Below are 21,625 nucleotides of genomic sequence, written 5' to 3' on the forward strand. Positions count from 1 at the left end.
GCTCAAAGAATCATTCATCGTCTTCCGGTGATAAAGAGTGCTCAAAGAATCATTCATCGTCTTCCGGTGATAAAGAGGATTCCAAAAAGAAGAAACAAAAAAATTCGAATAGTAAAGAAAATTCTGCTAAGAAAAAAGAAGAGCCCGTTAAAGAAGAAGTGATTGAACCTAATAATACAATGGTTTGGTCACAACCAATAAAAATTGAGTCAACAATGGTTCAAACCAAGGATGAGTTCGTTTCTAATATCTTTAAGGTTAAGAAATCACAAACAGAAGAAAATGACTCATTCAAAAATTCCACTGAAATGAAACCAGTAAAAGAAGCAGTTTCTATTCAAAAAACAGATAATCAGCCAGCTCCACCTTATAAATTACAACAGATTGAAACAAAATCAACAAAAACACAAGAAGAAGCAGAGAAAGTAGTTAAATCAACAACTACACAAAACCAAGCAACTAAGAAAACAGAAGATAATAAACCAAATGATATGAACAATAATAGCAACAATCAGAATGTATGGAAACAAAAGGAGAAAGAGCAAAGAGTTCTTCGTTTTTCCGGTGAACCAGTTAATACTGACAGCAAAATACCTTTCCCGTTTTCCGGATGGCCAAACAGAAACAATCGAACATCAAGATTGAATTAATGAAATCACATCGTAATAGTGAAAATATATATAAGACCATTCCTTCATATTGCCCCTGTTAAAATCCCCAAACACCATACAAATATGAGTTGGGCAGTTCTAATCATGTATACAAGTTATAAGTAGTTAATGATATCAGCCCTCCTCTATTTGTAAAATGGGATTACCTAGGAAAGGATGTGGAAAAATGAAGTTGAAAGATAATATTGGAAAATATATCAGACTTGAGATTTCGGGAAAGAAATTCATTAGTGGACTACTGATTGATGTAGGCAGCGATTTATTGGTCGTTTTTAATGGATATGACTACCTGTACATCCCTGTTATTCATTGCCAAAATTGGCGGTATTTAAAACAAGATGAAATTAAAGAATTTGATGAAATTACCCTTAATGACGAACCCACACCTATTTTTAATAATAACGAAGAAATTTCACTAAGAAAAACTCTGACAGCTGCTAAAGGTATTTTTACAGAAATATATGTAACAAGCAATCTAGCAGTACATGGCTATATCATAAGTATTATGAATAATTATTTTGTTTTCTACTCGCCAATATACAAAACCATGTTTATATCTCTTAACCATTTAAAATGGCTAATTCCATACACAAATAATCAACGTCCATACGGTCTAAGCAACGCAAATCTGCCAGTAAATCCGAGCAATATCACCTTTGCCAGATCGTTTGAGGTTCAAATTGAAAAACTAACTGGAGAATTGATCGTCTTTAATATCGGAGAGAATGAAAATGTTATCGGAAAGGTAAAAGGGATTAAGGACAATTTTGTGGAATTAATCGGTGCAAAAGAAGATCCAGTCTTTATTAATCTTCAACATATTAAAACAATCCATTTGACTTAACTGGTTTCTTTTTTATAGCTTATTTGTAAACAAGCTTTTAAAACAAAAAAACAGAGTGTCTAAAGACACTCTTTTTATTAAACTATTTTTCTTTTACATAAGCAGTTTCCGTTTTTCGAGTAAATGACAATAATTCAAACGCAATTCCGTATAGGAAAGTAACAAGGAACATCGAACCAATCATATCAAATATGACATGCTGTTTAACAAATAAGGTTGAAATGATAATCAAAGTCCCGACAACATGGATACAAACATTGTTAATTAGATGTTTGTTTTTAATATGAAGTGAAGCAAGCATGATAACAAATGTGGTAAGTACATGGATACTCGGAAAACAATTAAACGGACGATCATTTGCATAAATCCACAAAACAAGATGATTAAAGATATTATTACCTTCAATAGTTGGTCTTGGGACTGTGGTTTGAAAAAAGAAATAAATAACAAAACAAATCAGTTCTGCTACAACAATTAAAATTAACGTTTTAAGGTATACTTTTGTGTCCTTAAAACAAAAGTAGATTAAATAACAAAAAATATAAGCATACCAAAGAATATATGGAATGATAAAGACCGACAAAAACGGGATCGCTTGGTCAATTGACGTACTAATATCTACAGCTCTATGTGAACGGGAATTTAATAATTCATAAATTTTGGCTAGAAGAGGAATCACAAGCAAAAATAGTAAATAGGGAGCTTTTTTTATTAAACTTTTCAATCATATTCCTCCCTTAATATATATTTAAAAACCTAATTTTCTAGTTTACTATACAGAAATAGTCGAACACACTCCATAGTACCACAAATACGGTAAAAATAAACGAAATTTCCATACAACTCTCAAATTTTTTTGGAGTCCTTAAAAAGTGTTCCAGGATGAAATTATGCTAAACTAAATTACAAAACAAACTTAGTTGTGAAGGTGGTGGAATAGTGGACCGAATTATCTTGTTTGATGGGGTTTGCAATCTGTGTAACAACAGTGTGAAATTTATAATAAAAAGAGACACCTCGGGCTATTTTAAATTTGCCTCACTCCAAGGTGAGACTGGCCAAAGATTATTAAAAAAGCATAGCTTAAACTATGACCTAAATAGTTTCGTCCTAATTGAAAAGGAAAAGGTCTATATAAAATCAAGTGCTGCTCTTCGTGTTTGCAGTCAATTAGGCGGGGCTTGGCGCATATTATCGATCTTCCGCTTCCTCCCTCCACTTTTCAGGGATTTCCTTTACGACATAGTTGCAAAGAATCGTTATAAATGGTTTGGAAAAGAAGAAAGTTGTATCCTCCCTTTGCCAAAATGGAAGCAGAGATTTTTGGACTAAGGGTGAATTGTTTAATACATCGGTAACTGGTAAATGGTGGCAGACACTCTAATTCTAACTAATATTTTATTCCCTATAGCATAGATATTATTAATACTATTTTTTACAGCAGGAGGGTATTTATGGAGGTTGTGGTTAGAAATGGAGATTCATTATGGCATTACAGCCAGATGTTTCATATAAATTTGCAGCTAATAAATGATTCGAATAGGAATGTCGATCATAATAATCTTTCTGAAGGCCAACGTGTACGAATACCAGGCTTTACTGCCCAGGATTATCAGATTCGCCCTGGCGATACCTTATGGAGTATTGGTCAACGCAGATCTCTTCCCCTAGAGGCTATTACTTTGGTTAATCCCAACCTGGATGAAAAAAATCTAAATGTAGGTCAAACCATTAAGGTTCCAACTAGGATCACTTGGAGATTAGTGGATAGTGGCCAAAGTTATGATTACTTCAAATTGATGAATGATATCAAGAGATTATTAGAGGTTTATCCGTTTATGCAGATACCTGTGATTGGTAAGACTGTTCTTGGGAAAAAAATCCCAGAGATCGTCATCGGAACGGGTGAAAAAAGAGTTCATTATAATGGATCATTTCATGCCAATGAATGGATAACCACATCAATCATCATGACCTTTTTAAATGATTATTTATTAGCCCTGACAAATCATAATCTGATCCGCGGATTACCCATGTTTCCACTTTACCAACAAAGCATTTTATCTATTGTCCCAATGGTAAATCCAGATGGAGTAGACCTCGTTCTACATGGCCCCCCAGAAATCGAAAATTGGAATAAAAGAGTGGTTGATTTCAATAAGGGCAGTACAGATTTTACGGACTGGAAAGCTAATATTCGAGGGGTTGACCTAAATGACCAATTCCCGGCTAGATGGGAATTAGAAAAGGCAAGGAATCAGACTGAGCCTGGACCAAGAGATTTTGTCGGAGAAAAACCTTTATCAGAGCCTGAAGCAATGGCAATGGCGAAACTAATAAAAAAACGAGATTTTGTAAGAGTTCTAGCCTTTCATACTCAAGGTGAGGTCATCTACTGGGGTTTTGAAAATCTTGAACCTCCTGAATCAGAGGACATTGTGAAAGAATTTAGCCGAGTAAGTGGTTACGAGCCTATCAAAACGATCGAGAGCTATGCCGGTTGCAAGGATTGGTTTATTCAAGATTGGAAGCGACCAGGATTTACGATTGAACTCGGCCGAGGAATAAATCCACTTCCATTGTCACAATTTGATGAGATCTATCAAAAATCACTGGGAATTTTCTTGGCGGGACTTTATATGTAAAAAAGGAGGCCGAAAAACTCCTGCCTCCTTTCCCTCTAGATAATATTAGGCTTTTGTATAATTAAGATCCCAAATCACACCAAAGGCATCTTTTACCTTCGCATATTTTGCTCCCCAAAAAGTATCTTGCAGCTCCATATAAACCGTTCCTTTTTGACTAAGAGTATCATATATCCCACGGATTTCATCTTCGCTTTCAAATTCCAGTGTTAATGAAATATTACTCCCTACTACGACAGAATTCCCCGGAAACGCGTCTGAGGCCATTAGGAAAAGATCATCCTTTTTAAATTGAGCATGGATTACACGATCATGCGCCTCTGGCGGTGTCGGATAGTCTGCCTCACCAAAGGTTTGAAGATTTGATATTTCACCGCCGAATACTTCACGGTAGTACTCTAAGGCCTCTTTTGCATTTCCATCGAACATTAAGTATGGTGTCGCTTGACCCTTCATTTACAACACTCCCTTTTGATTAACATCAATATTATTTACTCCACTTACCGCAACAAGACCTGCTATTCCTAAAAATTAATTTTTATTTCCTCCGACTTCTGATCCCTGATATGATGCCTTATGAAACTTTTCAATTAACTTAAACAGTTCCTCACCCTTTTCAGGCAAGTTGGTGTCAGGCACCATGTTCAAAAACATAGCTCGGTAAGATTCGGGCACCCATTTGTAATCATGTATGTAATCAGTTAAGGTAAAACCGCACTTTTTCCAAAAATGATTTCTTGAAAGTGTCTCTGGCGTTTCTTCGGATTCAACTTCAATCACTAGACTTTTCATATTTCCTTTGGTCATTGACCATTCTTGAATATACTTCATCATTTTCATGCCTATCCCACGATGCTGCCATTTGTGGTGGACAGCCAAATAATCAATTAGCAGGGCCTGCGTTCCTTCCAACTTCCCGGTCAATGCCATCGCCACTATTTGACCTTCTTCAACTCCAATATGTAGGAAACAAAGCTGTTTCTGAAACATATTCAGAATGATCTTCTCCGGCTTCGCTCCTTTTCCATCGAAAGCTTGATGGTAAATAGGACTCACCTGTTTCCAAAGTTTTTCATCCCATTGATTTATTGTTTGAAATTCCAAGGCAGTTTGCCTCCTACATTTTTCTTTTATTACCAAAATACCCAGTAAGGAAGATTTTTATAAAAAAAAGGACCTTTGAAATAAAATCAAAGGTCCAAATGAGAACTTGGTGGTCTAGGCCAAGTCCTTAATTAGGAGGTCTAAACTCAGAAGAATTTAAACATCTTTATATTACCATTTTCAAAATTTTCTTTCAATCATTATTACTTTAAAGTGTAAAAGTTTTTGCAATTTAAAAAAACAAAAATTTTCCTAGTTGACATACATGTATATACAAGCTAGAATGAAATCGTAATCATAACTTGTATATACAAGCAACGATCGTTTATGAAAACGTACCCATTGACTGTATATAGAGTGATAAAAAAATAGAGGATAGAAAATGGGGACATACCCATTCAAACAGGGGGAAAGACAAATGACGAAGTACACAGATCCTTCAAATGATCTATTAAAACACATTGGCGGTAAAGAAAACATTGCAGCCGTTACCCATTGTGTTACAAGAATGCGGTTCGTTTTAAACGATCCAAGCAAAGCGGATATTAAAGAAATCGAGTCCATTAAGCTGGTAAAAGGTACATTTACCCAAGCCGGACAATTCCAAGTCATCATTGGGAATGAAGTATCTAGCTTTTATAATGAATTTGTAAAAATTGCTGGTGTGGATGGAACTTCTAAAGAAGAAGCAAAAGAAGCAGCCAAACAGAATATGAACTGGCTGCAACGAATGATGGCCCACCTAGCTGAAATCTTTACCCCATTAATTCCTGCATTAGTTGTCGGAGGTTTAATCCTCGGCTTTAGAAACATCATCGGTGATATCAAATTACTTGAGAATGGAACAAAGTCCATCATCGAGGTTTCACAGTTCTGGGCAGGTGTTCATTCCTTCCTATGGTTGATTGGTGAAGCAGTATTCCACTTCCTTCCAGTCGGAATTACTTGGTCCGTCACAAAAAAAATGGGCGGTTCACAAATCCTAGGTATCGTCCTTGGTATTACCCTCGTATCTCCTCAATTGCTTAATGCCTATGGTGTAGCAGGTGCAAAGGATATTCCTGTCTGGGATTTCGGTTTTGCAAAAATTGAAATGATTGGTTACCAAGCACAAGTAATTCCTGCCATTTTAGCTGGATTAGTGCTTGCTTTCTTAGAAACTAGATTACGTAAAATTGTTCCAAATTCCATTTCGATGATTGTCGTTCCATTCTTAGCGTTAATTCCTACTGTTTTAATCGCTCATACTGTTTTAGGCCCTATCGGCTGGAGCATCGGTTCTGGAATTTCTCATGTAGTGTATTCAAGCTTAACTTCTGCATTTGGCTGGGTATTTGCGGCAATCTTCGGGTTCGCATATGCACCACTTGTTATTACAGGGTTGCACCACATGACGAATGCGATTGACTTACAATTAATGAGTGAACTTGGCGGAACAAACCTATGGCCAATGATTGCACTATCTAATATTGCCCAAGGTTCTGCTGTACTTGCGATGATCTTTATCAATCGTAAAAATGAAGAAGAAAAACAAGTATCGATTCCAGCAGCCATCTCTTGTTACCTTGGAGTAACAGAGCCAGCAATGTTCGGGATTAACTTAAAGTATGGCTTCCCATTCCTTGCTGCGATGATTGGTTCCATGATTGCAGGAGTTGTCTCCGTTGGTAGCCACGTTATGGCTAACTCAATCGGTGTCGGTGGTCTTCCAGGCTTCCTTTCCATCCAAGGTCAGCACATGACGATGTTTGCCATTTCAATGGTTGTAGCCATTGTCGTTCCATTCCTACTAACAATTGTTTTTGCTAAAACACGCATGAATAAATTTTCTTTTAAAAAATAAAAGCTAAATCACATATTTAGGAGGGAGAAATGCTCCCTCCTTTTCTCCATTAAATTACTTAAATTAAATAGGCAGGTGTTTTGAAATGTCAGTTGCATGGTGGAAAAAAGCAGTCGTCTATCAAATCTATCCAAAAAGCTTTCATGATACGACTGGAAATGGAACCGGAGATATCCAAGGCATTATTGAAAAATTAGACTATCTAAAAGATCTCGGTGTAGAAGTCCTTTGGCTTACTCCCATCTATAAATCTCCTCAAAGAGATAATGGTTATGACATCAGCGATTACTATACCATTCATGAAGATTATGGAACGATGGAAGACTTTGACCAGTTGTTAGCAGAGGCCCACAAACGTGGCTTAAAAATCATTATGGATATTGTCATTAATCACACATCCACTGAACATGAATGGTTTAAACAAGCACGGTCCTCTCGAGATAATCCTTACCGTGACTTCTACATCTGGAAGGACGGCAAGGACGGTGAGACGCCGACAAACTGGGAATCTAAATTTGGTGGTTCGGCATGGGAATATGATGAGACAACTGAACAGTATTACTTACATTTATTCGATGTGACCCAAGCAGATTTAAACTGGGAAAATGAAAAGGTCCGGGCAGCCCTATACGAAATGATGCACTTTTGGTTAAAAAAAGGTGTCGACGGCTTCCGCCTCGATGTCATCAATCTAATTTCCAAAGACCAAAGTTTCCCACAGGATGACAGTGACGGTCGTAAATTCTATACCGATGGACCAAGAATCCATGAATTTTTACATGAAGTTAACGAACAAGTTTTTTCAAAATACGATATTATGACGGTCGGTGAAATGTCATCCACATCGATCGATAACTGCATTAAATACACGAACCCAACCCAGGAAGAATTAAACATGACATTTAGCTTCCATCATTTAAAAGTTGACTATCCCAATGGTGATAAATGGACTAAAGCGGACTTTGATTTTCATACCTTAAAACAGATTTTATCTAATTGGCAGGTTGGAATGAATCAAGGCGGCGGCTGGAATGCCCTCTTCTGGTGTAATCATGACCAGCCACGAGTCGTGTCCCGTTTCGGCGATGATCAAAAATATCATAAGGAATCGGCTAAAATGCTGGCCACCGCCCTTCATATGCTTCAGGGGACCCCTTATATTTATCAGGGCGAAGAATTTGGGATGACCAATCCTAACTTCAACTCGATCGATGAATATCGAGATGTAGAGTCCTTAAATATTTTTAACATCAAGAAAAATGAAGGCATGGACGAGCAGGCGATTATTGACATCCTAAAACAAAAATCCCGTGACAATTCAAGAACGCCTGTCCAATGGAATGCAAATGAAAACGCAGGCTTCACAAGCGGGACTCCTTGGATTCAAACGGCAAGTAATTTCCAGGAAATCAATGCGGAACAGGCACTTAAAGATTCAGACTCTATCTTTTTCCACTATCAAAAACTTATACAATTACGAAAAAGGTATGATGTGATGACAGATGGAAAATATCTCCCTATTTCAAATGAAGATGATGCTATATTTGCATATGTTAGAACAAGTGGTTCTGAAAAATTACTAGTAATCAACAATTTTTACGATAAAGAGAAAGCATTCGTTCTCCCAGCTGATTTACATCTTGATGAGTATGATAGTGAGATGTTACTCTCTAATTATGAGGATTCGACACCAATTGGCCCGGAAATCTCCTTGCGGCCATACGAGTCGGTTGTGTATTACCTGAAAAGATGAACGGAGATGTCATAATGACGAACAAGTACCTAACAATTTACAACATTATTGTCGAGCAAATAAAAAGTGGAGAAATTCCGCCACAAACGCTTCTTCCCTCTGAGAACGAATTAAAAGATCAATTCGATACATCGAGAGAAACGATTAGAAAGGCGTTAAATTTGCTTTCGCAAAATGGCTATATCCAAAAAGTTAGAGGAAAAGGTTCGATCGTGATCGACATCAGCAAATTTGATTTTCCTGTTTCGGGGCTGGTTAGTTTTAAAGAACTGGCAAATAAAATGGGAAGTAAACCAAAAACGATTGTGAACGAGCTCTCGTTAATCAAGCCCGATGGTTTTGTCAGGCAGCAGCTTCAGCTGGGAAGTAAGGACCTGGTATGGAAGGTAGTTCGTACAAGGGAAATGGGCGGAGAGAAAATCATTTTAGATAAAGATTTTTTATCTAAAAAGCATGTTCCTTCGCTAACAGAAGAAATTTGTGCGGATTCCATTTACCAATATATTGAAAATCAATTAAACCTGACCATTAGTTTTGCCAAAAAAGAAATTGTCGTTGAAGAACCTTCATTCGAGGATCGCTCCCTATTAGACCTTGAAGGCTTTCACAATGTAGTCGTCATAAAAAACTATGTTTATTTAGATGATGCCACCCTCTTTCAATTTACGGAATCAAGGCATCGGCCTGATAAATTTCGGTTTGTAGATTTTGCTCGCAGATCCCATTGATTTCAGCAAGGAGACCTCCAATTCAATTTCGGGGGTCTCCTTTTTTTACTTCACGACATATTTAGAGTTTCGTATAAAAAGGATTTTGTCCATGATGTTTGTTACAATAGACGTAACCAAATCGTGAGGTGAAAATTGTATGTGCGGCCGATTCACGTTAACAGCTACGTTCGAGGAAATCATTGATCGTTTCGATATTATTTCTTTTCTTGAAGAAGAAAATTATGCTCCAAGTTATAATATTGCTCCATCTCAGGCCGTACTTGCCGTGATTAACGACGGCAAGTCAAATCGGATGGGATTTTTAAAATGGGGCTTAGTTCCGCCCTGGGCAAAGGATGCATCCATTGGCCATAAGATGATTAATGCCCGAGCAGAAACATTATCGGAAAAGCCGAGCTTCCGAACTGCCTTTAAAAAGAAGCGTTGTCTAGTCATCGCCGATAGTTTTTATGAATGGAAACGACATGAGGATAAAAGCAAAACCCCGATGCGAATTAAACTAAAGTCCGATAATCTGTTTGCCATGGCAGGCATATGGGAGGCTTGGAAATCACCTGAAGGAAAAACGCTCTATACTTGTTCCGTGATTACAACCGAACCCAATGAACTAATGAAAGATATTCATGATCGGATGCCCGTTATTTTGAAGCCAGACGATGAAAAAACATGGCTGGATCCATCCATCTCCGATACCAATGATTTAAGTAAACTACTTATCCCCTTTGATGAAAACTTAATGGAGACTTACGAAGTATCTTCCTTAGTAAACTCACCGAGAAATAACAACGTTGGGCTTATTCAAAAAATTTGTTAGTCCTTTTTAAAAAAATAGGCTTAAATTTTTAAAAATATTTTTTCCATATGGACATGTTTACTACATGCACGTCCAAGGTTCTACATATCATGTATTAACCCATAAAAGTTTTCCTTCTTTAGAAAGTGGTAATCGGCCACTTTCTTTTTTTTATGGATAAAAATGGGCAAAGGCCAGCAAACCGCGCTATAATGGCGGTAAAGAGATAAATAATGAGAGGAGAATTCTCATGGACCAACTGGTAAAAAAATTTCTGGACCTTCCCACAACTTGTATATCCGACGCGATGGATGGCTTAAATAACCTCCACCCTGCTATTAAACCTCTAAAAGAAGAATATAAGCTTGCTGGAAGAGCATTAACAGTGAAGATTCCTGTCGGTGATAATCTTGCCGTCCTAAAGGCCATCCGCGCGTCAAAACCAGGGGATATTTTAATTATTGATGCTAAAGGAGATCCATATCGTGCCATTGCTGGTGATTTTGTGGTTGGCATGGCTCAAACACTTGGAATCGGTGGAATCGTAGTTGATGGTGTTATTCGTGATATTGTTGGAATCAAGGGCTTGAACTTCCCTGTCTTCTCGAGGGGCACTACCGTTGCAGCAAGTGGTAAGGCAGGAGTTGGAGAGATTAATATCCCGATTTCATGCGGCGGAATGACAGTACATCCAGGCGATATCGTTGTTGGAGACGCGGATGGTGTCGTGGTAATCCCGCAAATGGTCGAACAAGCAGTATTGGAAAAGTCCCTCGAAAAATTAAAAAACGATCAGATTAGAGAAGAACGTATAGCTGGTAATCGTGACGCTATTATGAAACATTTAGATGAACTCATTAATAGATAAAAAACTAACTAACCCCTTTTCCATGCGGAACTGGGGTTAGCTATTATCTTATTCGCTCCCTTTCGAGTCCCACCATTCCCGAACCTCAAAAATGCCGATGACTTCATTTTTAGCTTTTTCAAAAACCTCTACCGTTTCGTTAGTGGAATAAGAGAAAATATAGTGGGTGGATGTTTCGCCTATTATTCGAAAGGAACTGATTTCCCCATCTTTCATTTCAACCATATAAACTTTTCCGCTCATATCTTCATTTTCTGCTGCTAAATTTCTCAAGACTTACCAACTCCTTACATTACTTTATTCTCAGATTAACAGATTTAATGCTTCAAAAAATAAAACAAATTCAAAAAAATAACAAAATTTCGAAACATTTCCTAGTTAAAGGAACTACTATTTCTGGAGTGGGGTGAGCACTGAGTTTCTATAGCATTAATCTACAAAGTTTGGGAAATATAAGCTATATTTACGTGCAAGAGATAAGGATGGATGCTCATGGGGATGAAGATGAAAAACATGCTCTATCATTTAATAAAGCTTCGGGACAAAATTTTTATACCATTTGTCTTTTTGTACATATTAATGGCGGCATATGGGATTTATTTAATTGAGCCGAAAACATTTAAAACATATATAACTGCGGTTTATTGGGTGCTTACCACACTGGCAACCGTTGGATTTGGAGACTATGCACCAGTTACTCATCCTGGGAAAGTATATACAATTTTCCTCTATATCACTGGAATCGGACTTGTCAGTCTAGTAATTGGAAAAGTCATAAATTCGATTTATTTAATGGATAAACTGAAAGTTGGAGGAAAAATGAAATTTACTGGTAAAAATCATATCATTTTGATCGGCTGGAGTGCGAAATCGAAATTAGCGATTGAAGAAATATTAAAATCTGATAAGAAAATTGAAATTGTCATCATTGATGTATTAGATAAAGCTCCACAAATGGAGCAACGGCTATATTATGTTCGCGGAGATGCTACAGATGAAGAAACACTGTATAATGCAAATTTAGCGATGGCAAAGGGCGTTATCATTTTTGCAGACCAAATAACACAGAACAATTATGCAACCACAGATCCAGTACTAGTCGATGGAAAAACGCTATTAATTGCAACCGCAATCACCTCCATAGAAGAAAAATTACATAAATCCATCCACGTCACTGCCGAGGTAATTAATCAAAAGCATATCCGGTTATTTGAGCATGTGAATGTTGATGAGTTTATTCCTACCCAAGAAATGATATCCCATGCAGCAGTGCGATCTTTATTTTCACACGGTGTGACCCATATGTATTCTGAATTAATGAGCAGCCAATATCGGGAAACAATGTATGAAATTCCTACACGACCAGAATGGAAGACGTATCGTGATGCCTTTGAAGATCTTCTTAACAAGGGCGCTACATTGGTGGCGGATCGCGGTGATCTCCAGATAAATCAAAAACTTGACACGATAATTCCAGAAGAAGCACAACTTTTTGTTATTTGTGATAAAGAGACCATTTCTCAACTGAATTAGGATAACCTCACACAAAAAGGATGCAATGGCTAGCATCCTATTTTTTAAATCGAATAATAATAAAAATAGTTTGATTCCCTTTCAAAACCAACTTTTTCATAAAGTCGTTGGGCCTTACTATTTTCCTTACCTGTCTCAAGCAAAATCCCTTTTGCTCCTGTTTCCTCTGCAAACAAAATCGCCTTATGTATTAATTTTTCCCCAGCACCTTTTCCGCGGAATTGTTCCTTCACATATAAATCATTTAATACCCATGATCGCACCATGCTAACAGAAGAAAAGGATGGATATAACTGAACAAAACCAATGGGATGTTCCCCATCAACAGCCATTAACACTACGGATTCGTCATTCATTATTCTTGCTTTTAAAAACTCTCTTGCTCCCTCCAAGTCGGACGTTTGCTTATAAAATACCCGATATAAATCAAACAATACCGTCAACGATTCGAGATCATTAATAGTTGCTTTTTGGATAATCAATTTTTAATTCCTCCTAGTTAAGAACAGTTTACTAATCTATGAGATTGAGTGAAATTCACAATATTACAGAAGGATTATCTTAAGTAAATGCAGAATATTAAAACATTAATATTGAACACGATATTTGGTTGTTTGTTCAACTCTGTAGAATAATTTTGCATGGGGGTAACTAGACATGAACACTTCTTTAGACGTAAGGCACGCTTTGTCTGAAAGAATTATTCCTTTCAATCATAGGCTAGCACCACTATTCATTCGAGACAGCTTACATTCTCTCATTCCGGAAGGCACAGAACATATTTACGTAATAGGGATTGGTTCAAATGTCATAAGTGGTGACAGTCTAGGTCCATTTGTTGGTACCTTACTACATAATCTATACCCCAAACACTTAACAGTATTCGGAAACCTTGAATCTCCCTTAGATGCCCAAACACTTATCCCACAGGTTTCTCGGCTTACTCTGCCCCAAAATAGTTTTGTCATTGCCATTGATAGTGTTCTAGGGTATGAAAGAATCGTTAACACTATTGTTGTTCGAGACGGTTCATTGTTGCCTGGGGCAGGGTTAGGAAAAAAACTTCCTCCGATGGGAGATTGCAGCATTATGGGGGTTATACAAGAAAATGATCCGCGATTGGAATGCTCTCTCCTTTCCACGAATCTGCATCTTATTTTCACTATGGCAACAAATATTGCCAAAGGGATATCACTAGCTGTGAGGCAATATTACAAATATCCTTCGCTCCATCCAATTTTGCATAATTGCTGGTAATGGATGAGGTCGATTTATGTACTATACTTATAGTATCAGATATTTCTATTAATTGAAACGAACCACTTCAAGAGAGAATGAAAAAATGGCCCGGAGATTCCTCCGGACTATTATCTCCCTTCATTTACTATTCCTTTTGATCCCATAAATAATTGACAACGGCATCATATTGTTCTTTTGATAATGAACCTGGAGCGGACTTAGGCATCTTCTTTTCTACAAAACTATAAAGATCCTCTTTCTTTTGAAAATCGGCATGAATTTTCGTTGAATCCAGTTTTACTTGACCACCAGTAATGTCACCCGAACTATGGCAGGTAATACAGCTTTTTTGAAAGATGTCATCCCCTGCTACCGTGCTAGCGGTTTCACTTGCTGGTTTACTAGACGTTTCTTTTGATGTGTCATCATCATTACAGGCACTCAATAAACCAATCATTAAAATAAATAATCCCAAACCAAAAATCCTTTTCAAGCTTCCACCCCTTTTTTGGTTTCCTCGGAATGCTTCATATTGGAAATAGAGGCCTACTGGCAATCTCACAGGTAAAAATAAACATGCCCTATGACATCTTATTTCTAAAGTCCTATGATTATTCCTTCATAAATAGAATGGTTAAGTTACTTAATTTTCTATTTTGATTCCACTGTATGACTTTTTTGACTGAGTGATTTTTTTGCAAAGAAAAAAGGACAGATAAAGCAGGTAACCTGCCTTTATCTGTCCTTTTTTCATTTATTCACTTTCGGATTCATCTTTATTAAACCAAAGTGGATCATTATTATCCTCTTCACCATTATAGTTAATAAGGATTTCTTCCCCTGCTTTGATATCCTTATACGCATAAAAATCAAACGTGTGATTCGGGAAGTTAATTTCATATGTAGCATTGGGCTCATATGAATGGTTAAACAACATCCCGTATCCTAAAAGAAGTGCGGTGTGGTTAATCCCATATTCAAATGCATAATCAGCAAGCAGTGTTTTCTCTATATGAACATGCTCCTCATTAGGATAAGGAATAACGGGTGCTTCATGGATCAGCTCACCTTTTGCAATATTACGAGTCGCAAATACCCCTCTATTTAATTCCCCATCACTAAGCTTCGAAGTCTTAATCTCAATCATCTTAATCACCTATTTGTACTTTCCATTAAAGTTTTTAATCATAATATAGCTTGCCATTATCTACAGAAGAAAGCAAATGTTTTTTCTTTCCACACATTTTTCGCTGGTGCCTGACACCAAGACAGATAAAACTACAATCATCAAAAAACTGTCAAAAGATATTCTTCACAGCTTTAGGTGAATAAGTCATTTTTTTGAAAAGGAAAACATAAAATAAGAATATATGTTCGCAACAGGAGGCGGGTGCATGGGGAACTTGATTACAGGAGAAATGTTGGTTAAGTATTACGAGCTGAATAAACAGAAAAAGGAAATAGAAATGGAAATGAATGAATTAAAGGATGCCTTTCAAAATTACTTTAATAATCTAGTAGGATCTAATCATAAAGGAGAAATTACCATAAGCGGCTATAAGCTTCAACGGCAAATACGAAAAACAGAAAAATATGACGAGGTTGAAACCATTAAAAGATTAGAAGAATTACAGATGAATGAGCTCATCCAAGTGGTGAAAAAACCAGATGATGTAAAAATCAAAGCCGCTCTTAACCTAGGCTTATTAAATCCCGATCATTTAGAGGGCTGCATAATTTCGACTAGCTCCCCTGCTATTTCAGTGAAACCAATCACACCAAGATAAGGTATGACAAAGACCCCCGCATCTACCCTATTGATGCAGGGGTTTTTGTTCATAAAATGTTGTAAATTAATGGAGGAATTTAGGAAGCAATAAAGAAATACCAATATGTACACGCTTACATTATTCTTTGAAAGGAGAATATCGTTATGGCAAGTCAAGAAAGTTTACTAGTAAGACAATATTTAATGACTGCAAAAGCAAGCCAAACAGCAGGAACTAATATTGAAACAGCTAGACTCGGATTAGAAGCATTATCCGCCTTAACCCCTCTTGCACCAGATATCAACCTCGAAAAAACAAGCATTGAGGGAATTCCTGCTGAATGGGTAACGCATTTGGAGTATTAGTTTTCCTTCAATTCATTAACTTTTTAAGAATATAGCAAGTTCCATCTTCGGCAAAAAATAAAGATTCCCCTTCTTTCACGTTGAAATTAACATTTTTTTTGTCATAAATCAGTTTTGCTATTTTTTCAAATTTCTCAACGACTTCTATTGATGGGTTTACAATGATATCTTGTTTTCTATGTGTCGTAACAAATCCCTTGGGGTTATATTTCCTTTCGGGCTTTAATTCTGTACTCCAACTGCCATCTAGAAGAACGGAACATGCGGTAAACTTTGTTTTTCTGGTTTGAACAGACCAAAGCTTTCGACAATTACAACGATGTATTTTGAATTTCATCACCCAATACCCTCTTTCAACTGAAAAATTCAAAATATGATTATTGTAAATTGTATTCCCGCGGTTTAATAATTATTTATAGTAGTCTGATTGAAGATAGGTCCTCCAAAGAATTTGATATAGTTCCAGTTAATGGTATAATTACCATTGAAGTTTATTACAAAGGGGTTATCGCAAATGTCTGTTGATGTTTATCTTAATTTTAATGGAAACTGTCGTGAGGCAGCAGAGTTTTACGCGGTGGTTTTTGGTACAGAAAAACCACAAATTATGACTTTCGGGGAAGCGCCTCCAAACCCAGAATATCAACTTCCAGAAGAAGCAAAAAACTTGGTTATGCACACACGACTGAACATTGATGGAAGCAACGTCATGTTCTCTGATGTTTTTCCTGGAATGCCTTTTGTAGCAGGTAACAACATAAGCCTTGCTATTGTAAATAAGGACTTGGATAAAATTAAATCTTATTTTAACAAACTTCAAGAAGGCGGCACGGTAGTCATGGAGCTTCAAGAAACATTCTGGAGCAAATGCTACGGCTCCCTAAAAGATAAGTTTGGAATTGAATGGCAATTTAATTACGATAATGGCGAAAGCGTAATGTAATTGGGTTTAATAAGGAAGACCGGGCAAATTTGCCCGTTCCTTTTTTGTTTATTTTAAATTTTTTATAAGGGCATCATACGCTTCCTAAGGGTACCGTTAAACCTCGATTTGCTGACTTACTTTTGATTGCTCTTCGTCTTGTCCCCACCCTTTGCAAACATCAATCCATTCTTTAGCAAATGAATACTGATATAATTCATCTTTCGTTAATTCGATTGCAGAGTTCGTGCTGCCACAGGCGGGGAAAACTGTCTCGAAGCGCTGCATTGATACATCTAAATAGACTTCAAGCTCATTATTCAGCCCAAACGGACAAACACCGCCAATGGCATGACCAGTTTGTTCGAGAACTTCATCTGGTGAGAGCATCCTTGCTTTGAATCCGAATTGATGACGAAACTTCTTATTATCAATTTTTGCATCACCTGCAGCAACAATTAAAATAGCTTTTTCCTCGCTCCCTCTAAAAGATAAAGTTTTGGCAATTCGAGCTGAAGCTACTCCGATGGTCTCGGCAGCCTGTTCCACTGTGGCACTTGAGGTATCAAATTCCATTACATCTCCATCACGATCCCATTGTTTAAAATGGGCCATCACACTTTCCAATGACATCTTATACATCCTTTCCCTAACGTATTATTAGAATAATATCATACTTTAAAGGGATAAAGCGAAAAGACGTCTTGTACCAGTAAGTTAGGTAATGTTTATATTTTTATTCCCAAATTTTATATTGATTTTCAATATTGTCAAAATCAATTTTTCCTTTTTTCATCTTTGGAGGACAAATCGAGTTATATTTCAGGATTCTTTCATTAATGGCATCTATCAAGTTCATTATTTCAAATTCAGCGGATTCTAGTTCTTTTAATGTTATGGCTTTAGAAATCTCATATCTGATTTCCTTTTGCAAAATTACAAATGGGGGGAGATAACCAGCCTCGCTAGCTGTGTTGAAGAAATTGGAATAGACATCCCCAGTAAATAGAAGGGATGGAATGGGTTTACCGAATCGCGGGTGCTTTTTGATTTCCTCATCTAATTGGGAATCACTTACTATTTGATCCATCAAATCTGCATGACCAGCTTTCTTATAGACCATAAATTCTCTTCTCCTCTCAACTTCTTACATATATTTTCTTTATTCGCTACTTCCCACCCATAATCCTTCGATTAAAATTGATTTTTCCATAAGTTTTTTAAACTAGTTTCCTAAGAAGTGTTATAATCATTGTTATATTTAAAAAATTAAGATATTAGTATTGTTTCATATTGGAGGGATCAAATGAATTCGCAAGTAGCTATAATGTCCTCCCCAAGGATAAAAGGCATTTTTTTAGTGCTGATTGCGGCGACATTTTGGGGTGTTTCAGGAACTGTCGCTCAATTCTTATTTCATCAACAAGGATTTAGTACCAACTGGCTAGTTGTTAACAGGCTGATTTTTTCAGGTTTTGGCTTGTTATTTTTTTCTCATACGGTGGGGAAACAGAATATTTGGGCCATTTGGAGAAATAAACAGGATATCTTCCGCCTAGTAATCTTTGGTGTTATTGGCATGTTTGGCGTACAATATACGTATTTCGCTGCCATCGAACAAGGAAATGCAGCAACGGCAACCGTTTTGCAGTACCTGGCACCGGTGATTATTGTCTGTTATTTAAGTTTTCGTGCAAAGGAATTACCCAAAATACATGAAGTAATTGCGATTGGATTAGCCATCTTCGGAACCTTTCTACTTGTGACGAAGGGTAATATCCATTCACTCTCCATTTCATCCTCTGCCTTTACATGGGGAATTCTATCTGCTTTTGCACTCGCTTTTTATACACTCTATCCTGGAAGTTTGTTGAATAAATGGGGGTCGCTTCTTACTGTTGGCTGGGGAATGATGATCGGTGGGATTGGCTTTAGCTTGATCCATCCTCCATGGAAGTTTCAAGGCCATTGGAGTTTAACGTCCTTTCTAGCTGTAGTGTTTGTGATTATTTTCGGTACATTAATCGCCTTTTTTTGTTTTATGGAAAGCCTTAAATACATTCGTGCTTCTGAAGCAAGTCTTCTCGCTTGTGTCGAGCCATTATCAGCGGCCTTTTTAGCCGTAGCCTGGCTCCAGGTATCATTCGGCCCTGCCGAATGGATTGGGTCCATTTCAATAATTTCAACTATTTTTATTTTATCTGCTGTTAAACGGTAATCATAGCTTTAAAAATGGTGCCTGACACCACTAAATAAATAAAAGAAGCAGACCTACAAAGGTCTGCTTCTTTTATTTACTCACCTAAATCAACATTATGGTACACTTGTTGAACGTCTTCTAGGTCTTCTAATACATCAATCATTTTCTCGAATTTAGCTTGTGCGTCTTCAGGAAGGTCAATTTCATTTTGCGCAAGCATCGTTAGTTCAGCCACAGTAAAATCAGTAATCCCCACATTTTTGAATGCTTCCTGTACGGCATGGAATTGTTCTGGCTCAGCATAAACAATCACCGACTCATCTTCTTCAATGATATCACGTACATCAACATCTGCTTCCATCAACAATTCAAGTACATCGTCCGCCGTTTTTCCTTCGACGCCGATAACAGCGGTTGCATCAAACATATAAGCAACTGATCCACTTACTCCCATGTTTCCGCCGTTTTTACCAAATGCAGCACGTACATCAGAAGCCGTGCGGTTCACGTTGTTTGTTAGGGCATCAACAATAACCATCGATCCGTTTGGACCGAAGCCTTCATACCGAAGTTCAGAATAGCTTTCCTCAGAACCGCCTTTAGCTTTTTCAATTGCTCGGTCAATAATGTGTTTGGGTACATTGTATGTTTTTGCACGCTCTAATACGAATTTTAAAGATTGATTCGATTCAGGATTTGGTTCACCCTGTCTAGCAGCTACATAGATTTCAACCCCAAATTTCGCATAAATACGGCTTGTATTTGCATCCTTTGAAGCTTTCTTTTCTTTAATATTGTTCCACTTACGTCCCATTATGAACACTCTCTTTCCGCTTTTGAATCTACACAAAATTATTAATATGAAACTAGATCTACTTCAAGACATATTCCATATAATAATTAAGTGTTCATTACTTATTTGATTGTTTCTATCATTGACAAATAATATTATACAGTAATTGCATCATTTGTTAAGAGTCTATTACTTAAATTCTGTTAAGAAATTGCTTTTAGTATAGAATAAATGACAAAAAGAGGTTGAAACCCATGAGTTTCGACCTCTTCATAGTATTAGATAACTAAACCAGCATTTGAAACAGGGTACTATCTTTATTGACTTCGCGATATAAAAAGCCCTTTGCTTTGATTCGTTCAATCAATGGTGTGTAGTCTTCCTTATCCTTCAGTTCAATTCCAACCAAGGCTGGACCTGTTTCTCGATTATTCTTTTTCGTATATTCAAAATGGCTAATATCATCGTTTGGTCCAAGGACATCATCCAAAAACTCACGTAACGCACCCGGGCGTTGCGGGAATTGGACAATAAAATAATGCTGCAGTCCTTCATAAATTTTTGAGCGCTCTTTGATTTCCTGCATCCGACCAATATCATTGTTACCGCCACTGACGATACAGACAACCGTTTTGCCCTTAATTTCATCTGCATACATATCCAAGGCTGCTACAGAAAGGGCTCCAGTCGGCTCCACAACGATGGCATTTTCATTGTATAACGATAATAATGTCGTGCAAACCTTTCCTTCCGGAACAACAAGAATATCATCAACGATTTCTTTACAAATGCTAAAGGTCATAGATCCCACCGTCTTCACAGCTGCACCATCCACGAACGGGTCAATTTCTTTCAATGAGGTAACTTCCCCTTTTAAAAATGATTCCTTCATTCCAGGTGCACCTTGTGGCTCAACACCAATTAATTGCGTTTCTGGAGAATAGTGCCTTAAATACGTGCCGACTCCAGACAAAAGCCCGCCTCCGCCAATTGCGGCAAACAGATAGTCAATTTTTTCAGGGCAATCATTGAGCAGTTCAACGGCAACCGTCCCTTGTCCGGCAATCACATCGGGATCATCGAAGGGATGAATAAATGTCCGATTTTCCTCTTGACTGCATTCCCTTGCTTTTTCATAAGCATCATCAAAGGTATCCCCAACCAAAACAATCTCAACATCCTCTTTACCCCAAAATTTAACTTGTTTTACCTTTTGCTTTGGTGTTGTACTTGGCATAAAGATTTTCCCATGAATATTTAAGAGATGACAAGAATAAGCAACCCCCTGCGCATGGTTTCCTGCACTTGCACAGATAATTCCATTCTTTAACTCATCTTCATTAAGTTTCTTAATTCGATTATATGCGCCGCGGATTTTAAAGGAACGAACACTTTGTAAATCCTCTCGTTTTAAGTAGACATGGCAGCCGTATCGTTCTGACAACAAGTGATTGTATTGCAGGGGAGTTGGCGAAATAACATCCTTAATGGTATGGCTGGCAATAATAATATCCTCCACATTAAACACTTTCTTATCAACTTGTTGATTCAT

Annotated in this window: 27 protein-coding genes; 15 read left to right on the top strand and 12 right to left on the bottom strand. The window is 37.2% G+C overall.

Annotation, left to right across the window (positions count from 1 at the left end; genetic code table 11):
- Positions 1-650: hypothetical protein (locus AB7942_RS10095; RefSeq protein WP_369446743.1), on the top strand; the 650-nt coding region annotated here is incomplete at its 5' end.
- A gap of 187 nt (positions 651-837) precedes the next feature.
- Positions 838-1,515 (top strand): DUF2642 domain-containing protein, encoded by a 678-nt coding sequence (locus AB7942_RS10100; RefSeq protein WP_369446744.1) that lies wholly within the window; start codon positions 838-840, stop codon positions 1,513-1,515.
- An 82-nt stretch (positions 1,516-1,597) separates the two neighbouring features.
- Here the strand turns inward: AB7942_RS10100 and AB7942_RS10105 are convergent, their stop codons facing one another.
- Positions 1,598-2,239: a phosphatase PAP2 family protein gene (locus AB7942_RS10105; RefSeq protein ID WP_168244120.1), complete on the bottom strand. Its 642-nt coding sequence runs from the start codon at positions 2,237-2,239 to the stop codon at positions 1,598-1,600.
- Between the two features lie 215 nt (positions 2,240-2,454).
- Between AB7942_RS10105 and AB7942_RS10110 the strand changes: the two genes are divergently transcribed.
- Both AB7942_RS10110 and AB7942_RS10115 read left to right on the top strand, forming a co-directional pair.
- Positions 2,455-2,847 carry a thiol-disulfide oxidoreductase DCC family protein gene (locus AB7942_RS10110; protein ID WP_369446745.1) on the top strand — a complete coding sequence of 131 codons (393 nt, stop codon included), beginning with the start codon at positions 2,455-2,457 and terminating at the stop codon, positions 2,845-2,847.
- 122 nt (positions 2,848-2,969) lie between these two features.
- The gene (locus tag AB7942_RS10115) at positions 2,970-4,160 is read left to right on the top strand and encodes a M14 family metallopeptidase (RefSeq protein ID WP_369446746.1); all 1,191 of its coding nucleotides are present in this window, start codon (positions 2,970-2,972) and stop codon (positions 4,158-4,160) included.
- A 45-nt stretch (positions 4,161-4,205) separates the two neighbouring features.
- Here the strand turns inward: AB7942_RS10115 and AB7942_RS10120 are convergent, their stop codons facing one another.
- A complete protein-coding gene (locus AB7942_RS10120) occupies positions 4,206-4,616 on the bottom strand; it encodes a VOC family protein (RefSeq protein WP_369446747.1) in 411 nt (136 codons plus the stop codon).
- Between the two features lie 75 nt (positions 4,617-4,691).
- The gene (locus AB7942_RS10125) at positions 4,692-5,264 is read right to left on the bottom strand and encodes a GNAT family N-acetyltransferase (protein ID WP_369446748.1); all 573 of its coding nucleotides are present in this window, start codon (positions 5,262-5,264) and stop codon (positions 4,692-4,694) included.
- Positions 5,265-5,682: 418 nt separating this feature from the next.
- On the opposite strand from AB7942_RS10125, the gene treP reads away from it, so the two are divergent.
- From treP to AB7942_RS10150, 5 genes are all read left to right on the top strand, one after another.
- Complete coding sequence (treP, locus tag AB7942_RS10130; RefSeq protein ID WP_369446749.1) at positions 5,683-7,107, top strand: PTS system trehalose-specific EIIBC component; 1,425 nt, start codon at positions 5,683-5,685, stop codon at positions 7,105-7,107.
- Between the two features lie 85 nt (positions 7,108-7,192).
- Positions 7,193-8,860: an alpha,alpha-phosphotrehalase gene (gene treC, locus AB7942_RS10135; RefSeq protein ID WP_369446750.1), complete on the top strand. Its 1,668-nt coding sequence runs from the start codon at positions 7,193-7,195 to the stop codon at positions 8,858-8,860.
- Positions 8,861-8,874: 14 nt separating this feature from the next.
- Positions 8,875-9,588 carry a trehalose operon repressor gene (gene treR / locus AB7942_RS10140; protein ID WP_088087754.1) on the top strand — a complete coding sequence of 238 codons (714 nt, stop codon included), beginning with the start codon at positions 8,875-8,877 and terminating at the stop codon, positions 9,586-9,588.
- A 139-nt stretch (positions 9,589-9,727) separates the two neighbouring features.
- On the top strand, positions 9,728-10,405 hold the full coding sequence (locus AB7942_RS10145; RefSeq protein WP_369446751.1) for an SOS response-associated peptidase: 678 nt from the start codon (positions 9,728-9,730) through the stop codon (positions 10,403-10,405).
- A 229-nt stretch (positions 10,406-10,634) separates the two neighbouring features.
- Positions 10,635-11,252, top strand: coding sequence for an RraA family protein (locus tag AB7942_RS10150; protein WP_369446752.1), 618 nt, complete (start codon positions 10,635-10,637; stop codon positions 11,250-11,252).
- A 48-nt stretch (positions 11,253-11,300) separates the two neighbouring features.
- Here the strand turns inward: AB7942_RS10150 and AB7942_RS10155 are convergent, their stop codons facing one another.
- A complete protein-coding gene (locus AB7942_RS10155; RefSeq protein WP_369446753.1) occupies positions 11,301-11,525 on the bottom strand; it encodes a BRCT domain-containing protein in 225 nt (74 codons plus the stop codon).
- Positions 11,526-11,744: 219 nt separating this feature from the next.
- Here AB7942_RS10155 and AB7942_RS10160 point away from each other — a divergent pair, with 219 nt between their 5' ends.
- Positions 11,745-12,785, top strand: a complete 1,041-nt coding sequence (locus AB7942_RS10160) for an ion channel (protein ID WP_369446754.1) — start codon at positions 11,745-11,747, stop codon at positions 12,783-12,785.
- Positions 12,786-12,829: 44 nt separating this feature from the next.
- Here the strand turns inward: AB7942_RS10160 and AB7942_RS10165 are convergent, their stop codons facing one another.
- Positions 12,830-13,267 (bottom strand): GNAT family N-acetyltransferase, encoded by a 438-nt coding sequence (locus tag AB7942_RS10165; RefSeq protein WP_369446755.1) that lies wholly within the window; start codon positions 13,265-13,267, stop codon positions 12,830-12,832.
- A gap of 175 nt (positions 13,268-13,442) precedes the next feature.
- Here AB7942_RS10165 and yyaC point away from each other — a divergent pair, with 175 nt between their 5' ends.
- Entirely contained in the window at positions 13,443-14,042 is a 600-nt protein-coding gene (yyaC, locus tag AB7942_RS10170) for a spore protease YyaC (protein ID WP_369446756.1), read from the top strand.
- A 127-nt stretch (positions 14,043-14,169) separates the two neighbouring features.
- Here the strand turns inward: yyaC and AB7942_RS10175 are convergent, their stop codons facing one another.
- Positions 14,170-14,517: a c-type cytochrome gene (locus AB7942_RS10175; RefSeq protein ID WP_369446757.1), complete on the bottom strand. Its 348-nt coding sequence runs from the start codon at positions 14,515-14,517 to the stop codon at positions 14,170-14,172.
- A 261-nt stretch (positions 14,518-14,778) separates the two neighbouring features.
- On the bottom strand, positions 14,779-15,171 hold the full coding sequence (locus AB7942_RS10180; protein ID WP_369446758.1) for an SET domain-containing protein: 393 nt from the start codon (positions 15,169-15,171) through the stop codon (positions 14,779-14,781).
- 247 nt (positions 15,172-15,418) lie between these two features.
- On the opposite strand from AB7942_RS10180, the gene AB7942_RS10185 reads away from it, so the two are divergent.
- Together AB7942_RS10185 and AB7942_RS10190 are read left to right on the top strand one after the other, a co-directional pair.
- On the top strand, positions 15,419-15,811 hold the full coding sequence (locus AB7942_RS10185; RefSeq protein WP_179195849.1) for a hypothetical protein: 393 nt from the start codon (positions 15,419-15,421) through the stop codon (positions 15,809-15,811).
- A 146-nt stretch (positions 15,812-15,957) separates the two neighbouring features.
- The gene (locus AB7942_RS10190; RefSeq protein ID WP_369446759.1) at positions 15,958-16,158 is read left to right on the top strand and encodes a hypothetical protein; all 201 of its coding nucleotides are present in this window, start codon (positions 15,958-15,960) and stop codon (positions 16,156-16,158) included.
- Positions 16,159-16,165: 7 nt separating this feature from the next.
- Here the strand turns inward: AB7942_RS10190 and AB7942_RS10195 are convergent, their stop codons facing one another.
- Positions 16,166-16,495 (bottom strand): hypothetical protein, encoded by a 330-nt coding sequence (locus AB7942_RS10195; protein WP_369446947.1) that lies wholly within the window; start codon positions 16,493-16,495, stop codon positions 16,166-16,168.
- 177 nt (positions 16,496-16,672) lie between these two features.
- Between AB7942_RS10195 and AB7942_RS10200 the strand changes: the two genes are divergently transcribed.
- Complete coding sequence (locus tag AB7942_RS10200) at positions 16,673-17,101, top strand: VOC family protein (protein ID WP_088087764.1); 429 nt, start codon at positions 16,673-16,675, stop codon at positions 17,099-17,101.
- Between the two features lie 96 nt (positions 17,102-17,197).
- On the opposite strand, the gene AB7942_RS10205 is transcribed toward AB7942_RS10200, so the two are convergent.
- Entirely contained in the window at positions 17,198-17,713 is a 516-nt protein-coding gene (locus tag AB7942_RS10205; protein WP_098934276.1) for a YbaK/EbsC family protein, read from the bottom strand.
- 103 nt (positions 17,714-17,816) lie between these two features.
- Positions 17,817-18,203 carry a DUF1992 domain-containing protein gene (locus AB7942_RS10210; protein ID WP_369446760.1) on the bottom strand — a complete coding sequence of 129 codons (387 nt, stop codon included), beginning with the start codon at positions 18,201-18,203 and terminating at the stop codon, positions 17,817-17,819.
- Positions 18,204-18,386: 183 nt separating this feature from the next.
- On the opposite strand from AB7942_RS10210, the gene AB7942_RS10215 reads away from it, so the two are divergent.
- Complete coding sequence (locus AB7942_RS10215; protein WP_369446761.1) at positions 18,387-19,298, top strand: DMT family transporter; 912 nt, start codon at positions 18,387-18,389, stop codon at positions 19,296-19,298.
- Positions 19,299-19,374: 76 nt separating this feature from the next.
- Here the strand turns inward: AB7942_RS10215 and AB7942_RS10220 are convergent, their stop codons facing one another.
- The gene (locus tag AB7942_RS10220) at positions 19,375-20,094 is read right to left on the bottom strand and encodes a YebC/PmpR family DNA-binding transcriptional regulator (protein ID WP_369446762.1); all 720 of its coding nucleotides are present in this window, start codon (positions 20,092-20,094) and stop codon (positions 19,375-19,377) included.
- A 265-nt stretch (positions 20,095-20,359) separates the two neighbouring features.
- Positions 20,360-21,625: a threonine ammonia-lyase IlvA gene (ilvA, locus tag AB7942_RS10225; RefSeq protein ID WP_369446763.1), complete on the bottom strand. Its 1,266-nt coding sequence runs from the start codon at positions 21,623-21,625 to the stop codon at positions 20,360-20,362.

This window comes from Neobacillus sp. BF23-41 (genome assembly GCF_041106275.1).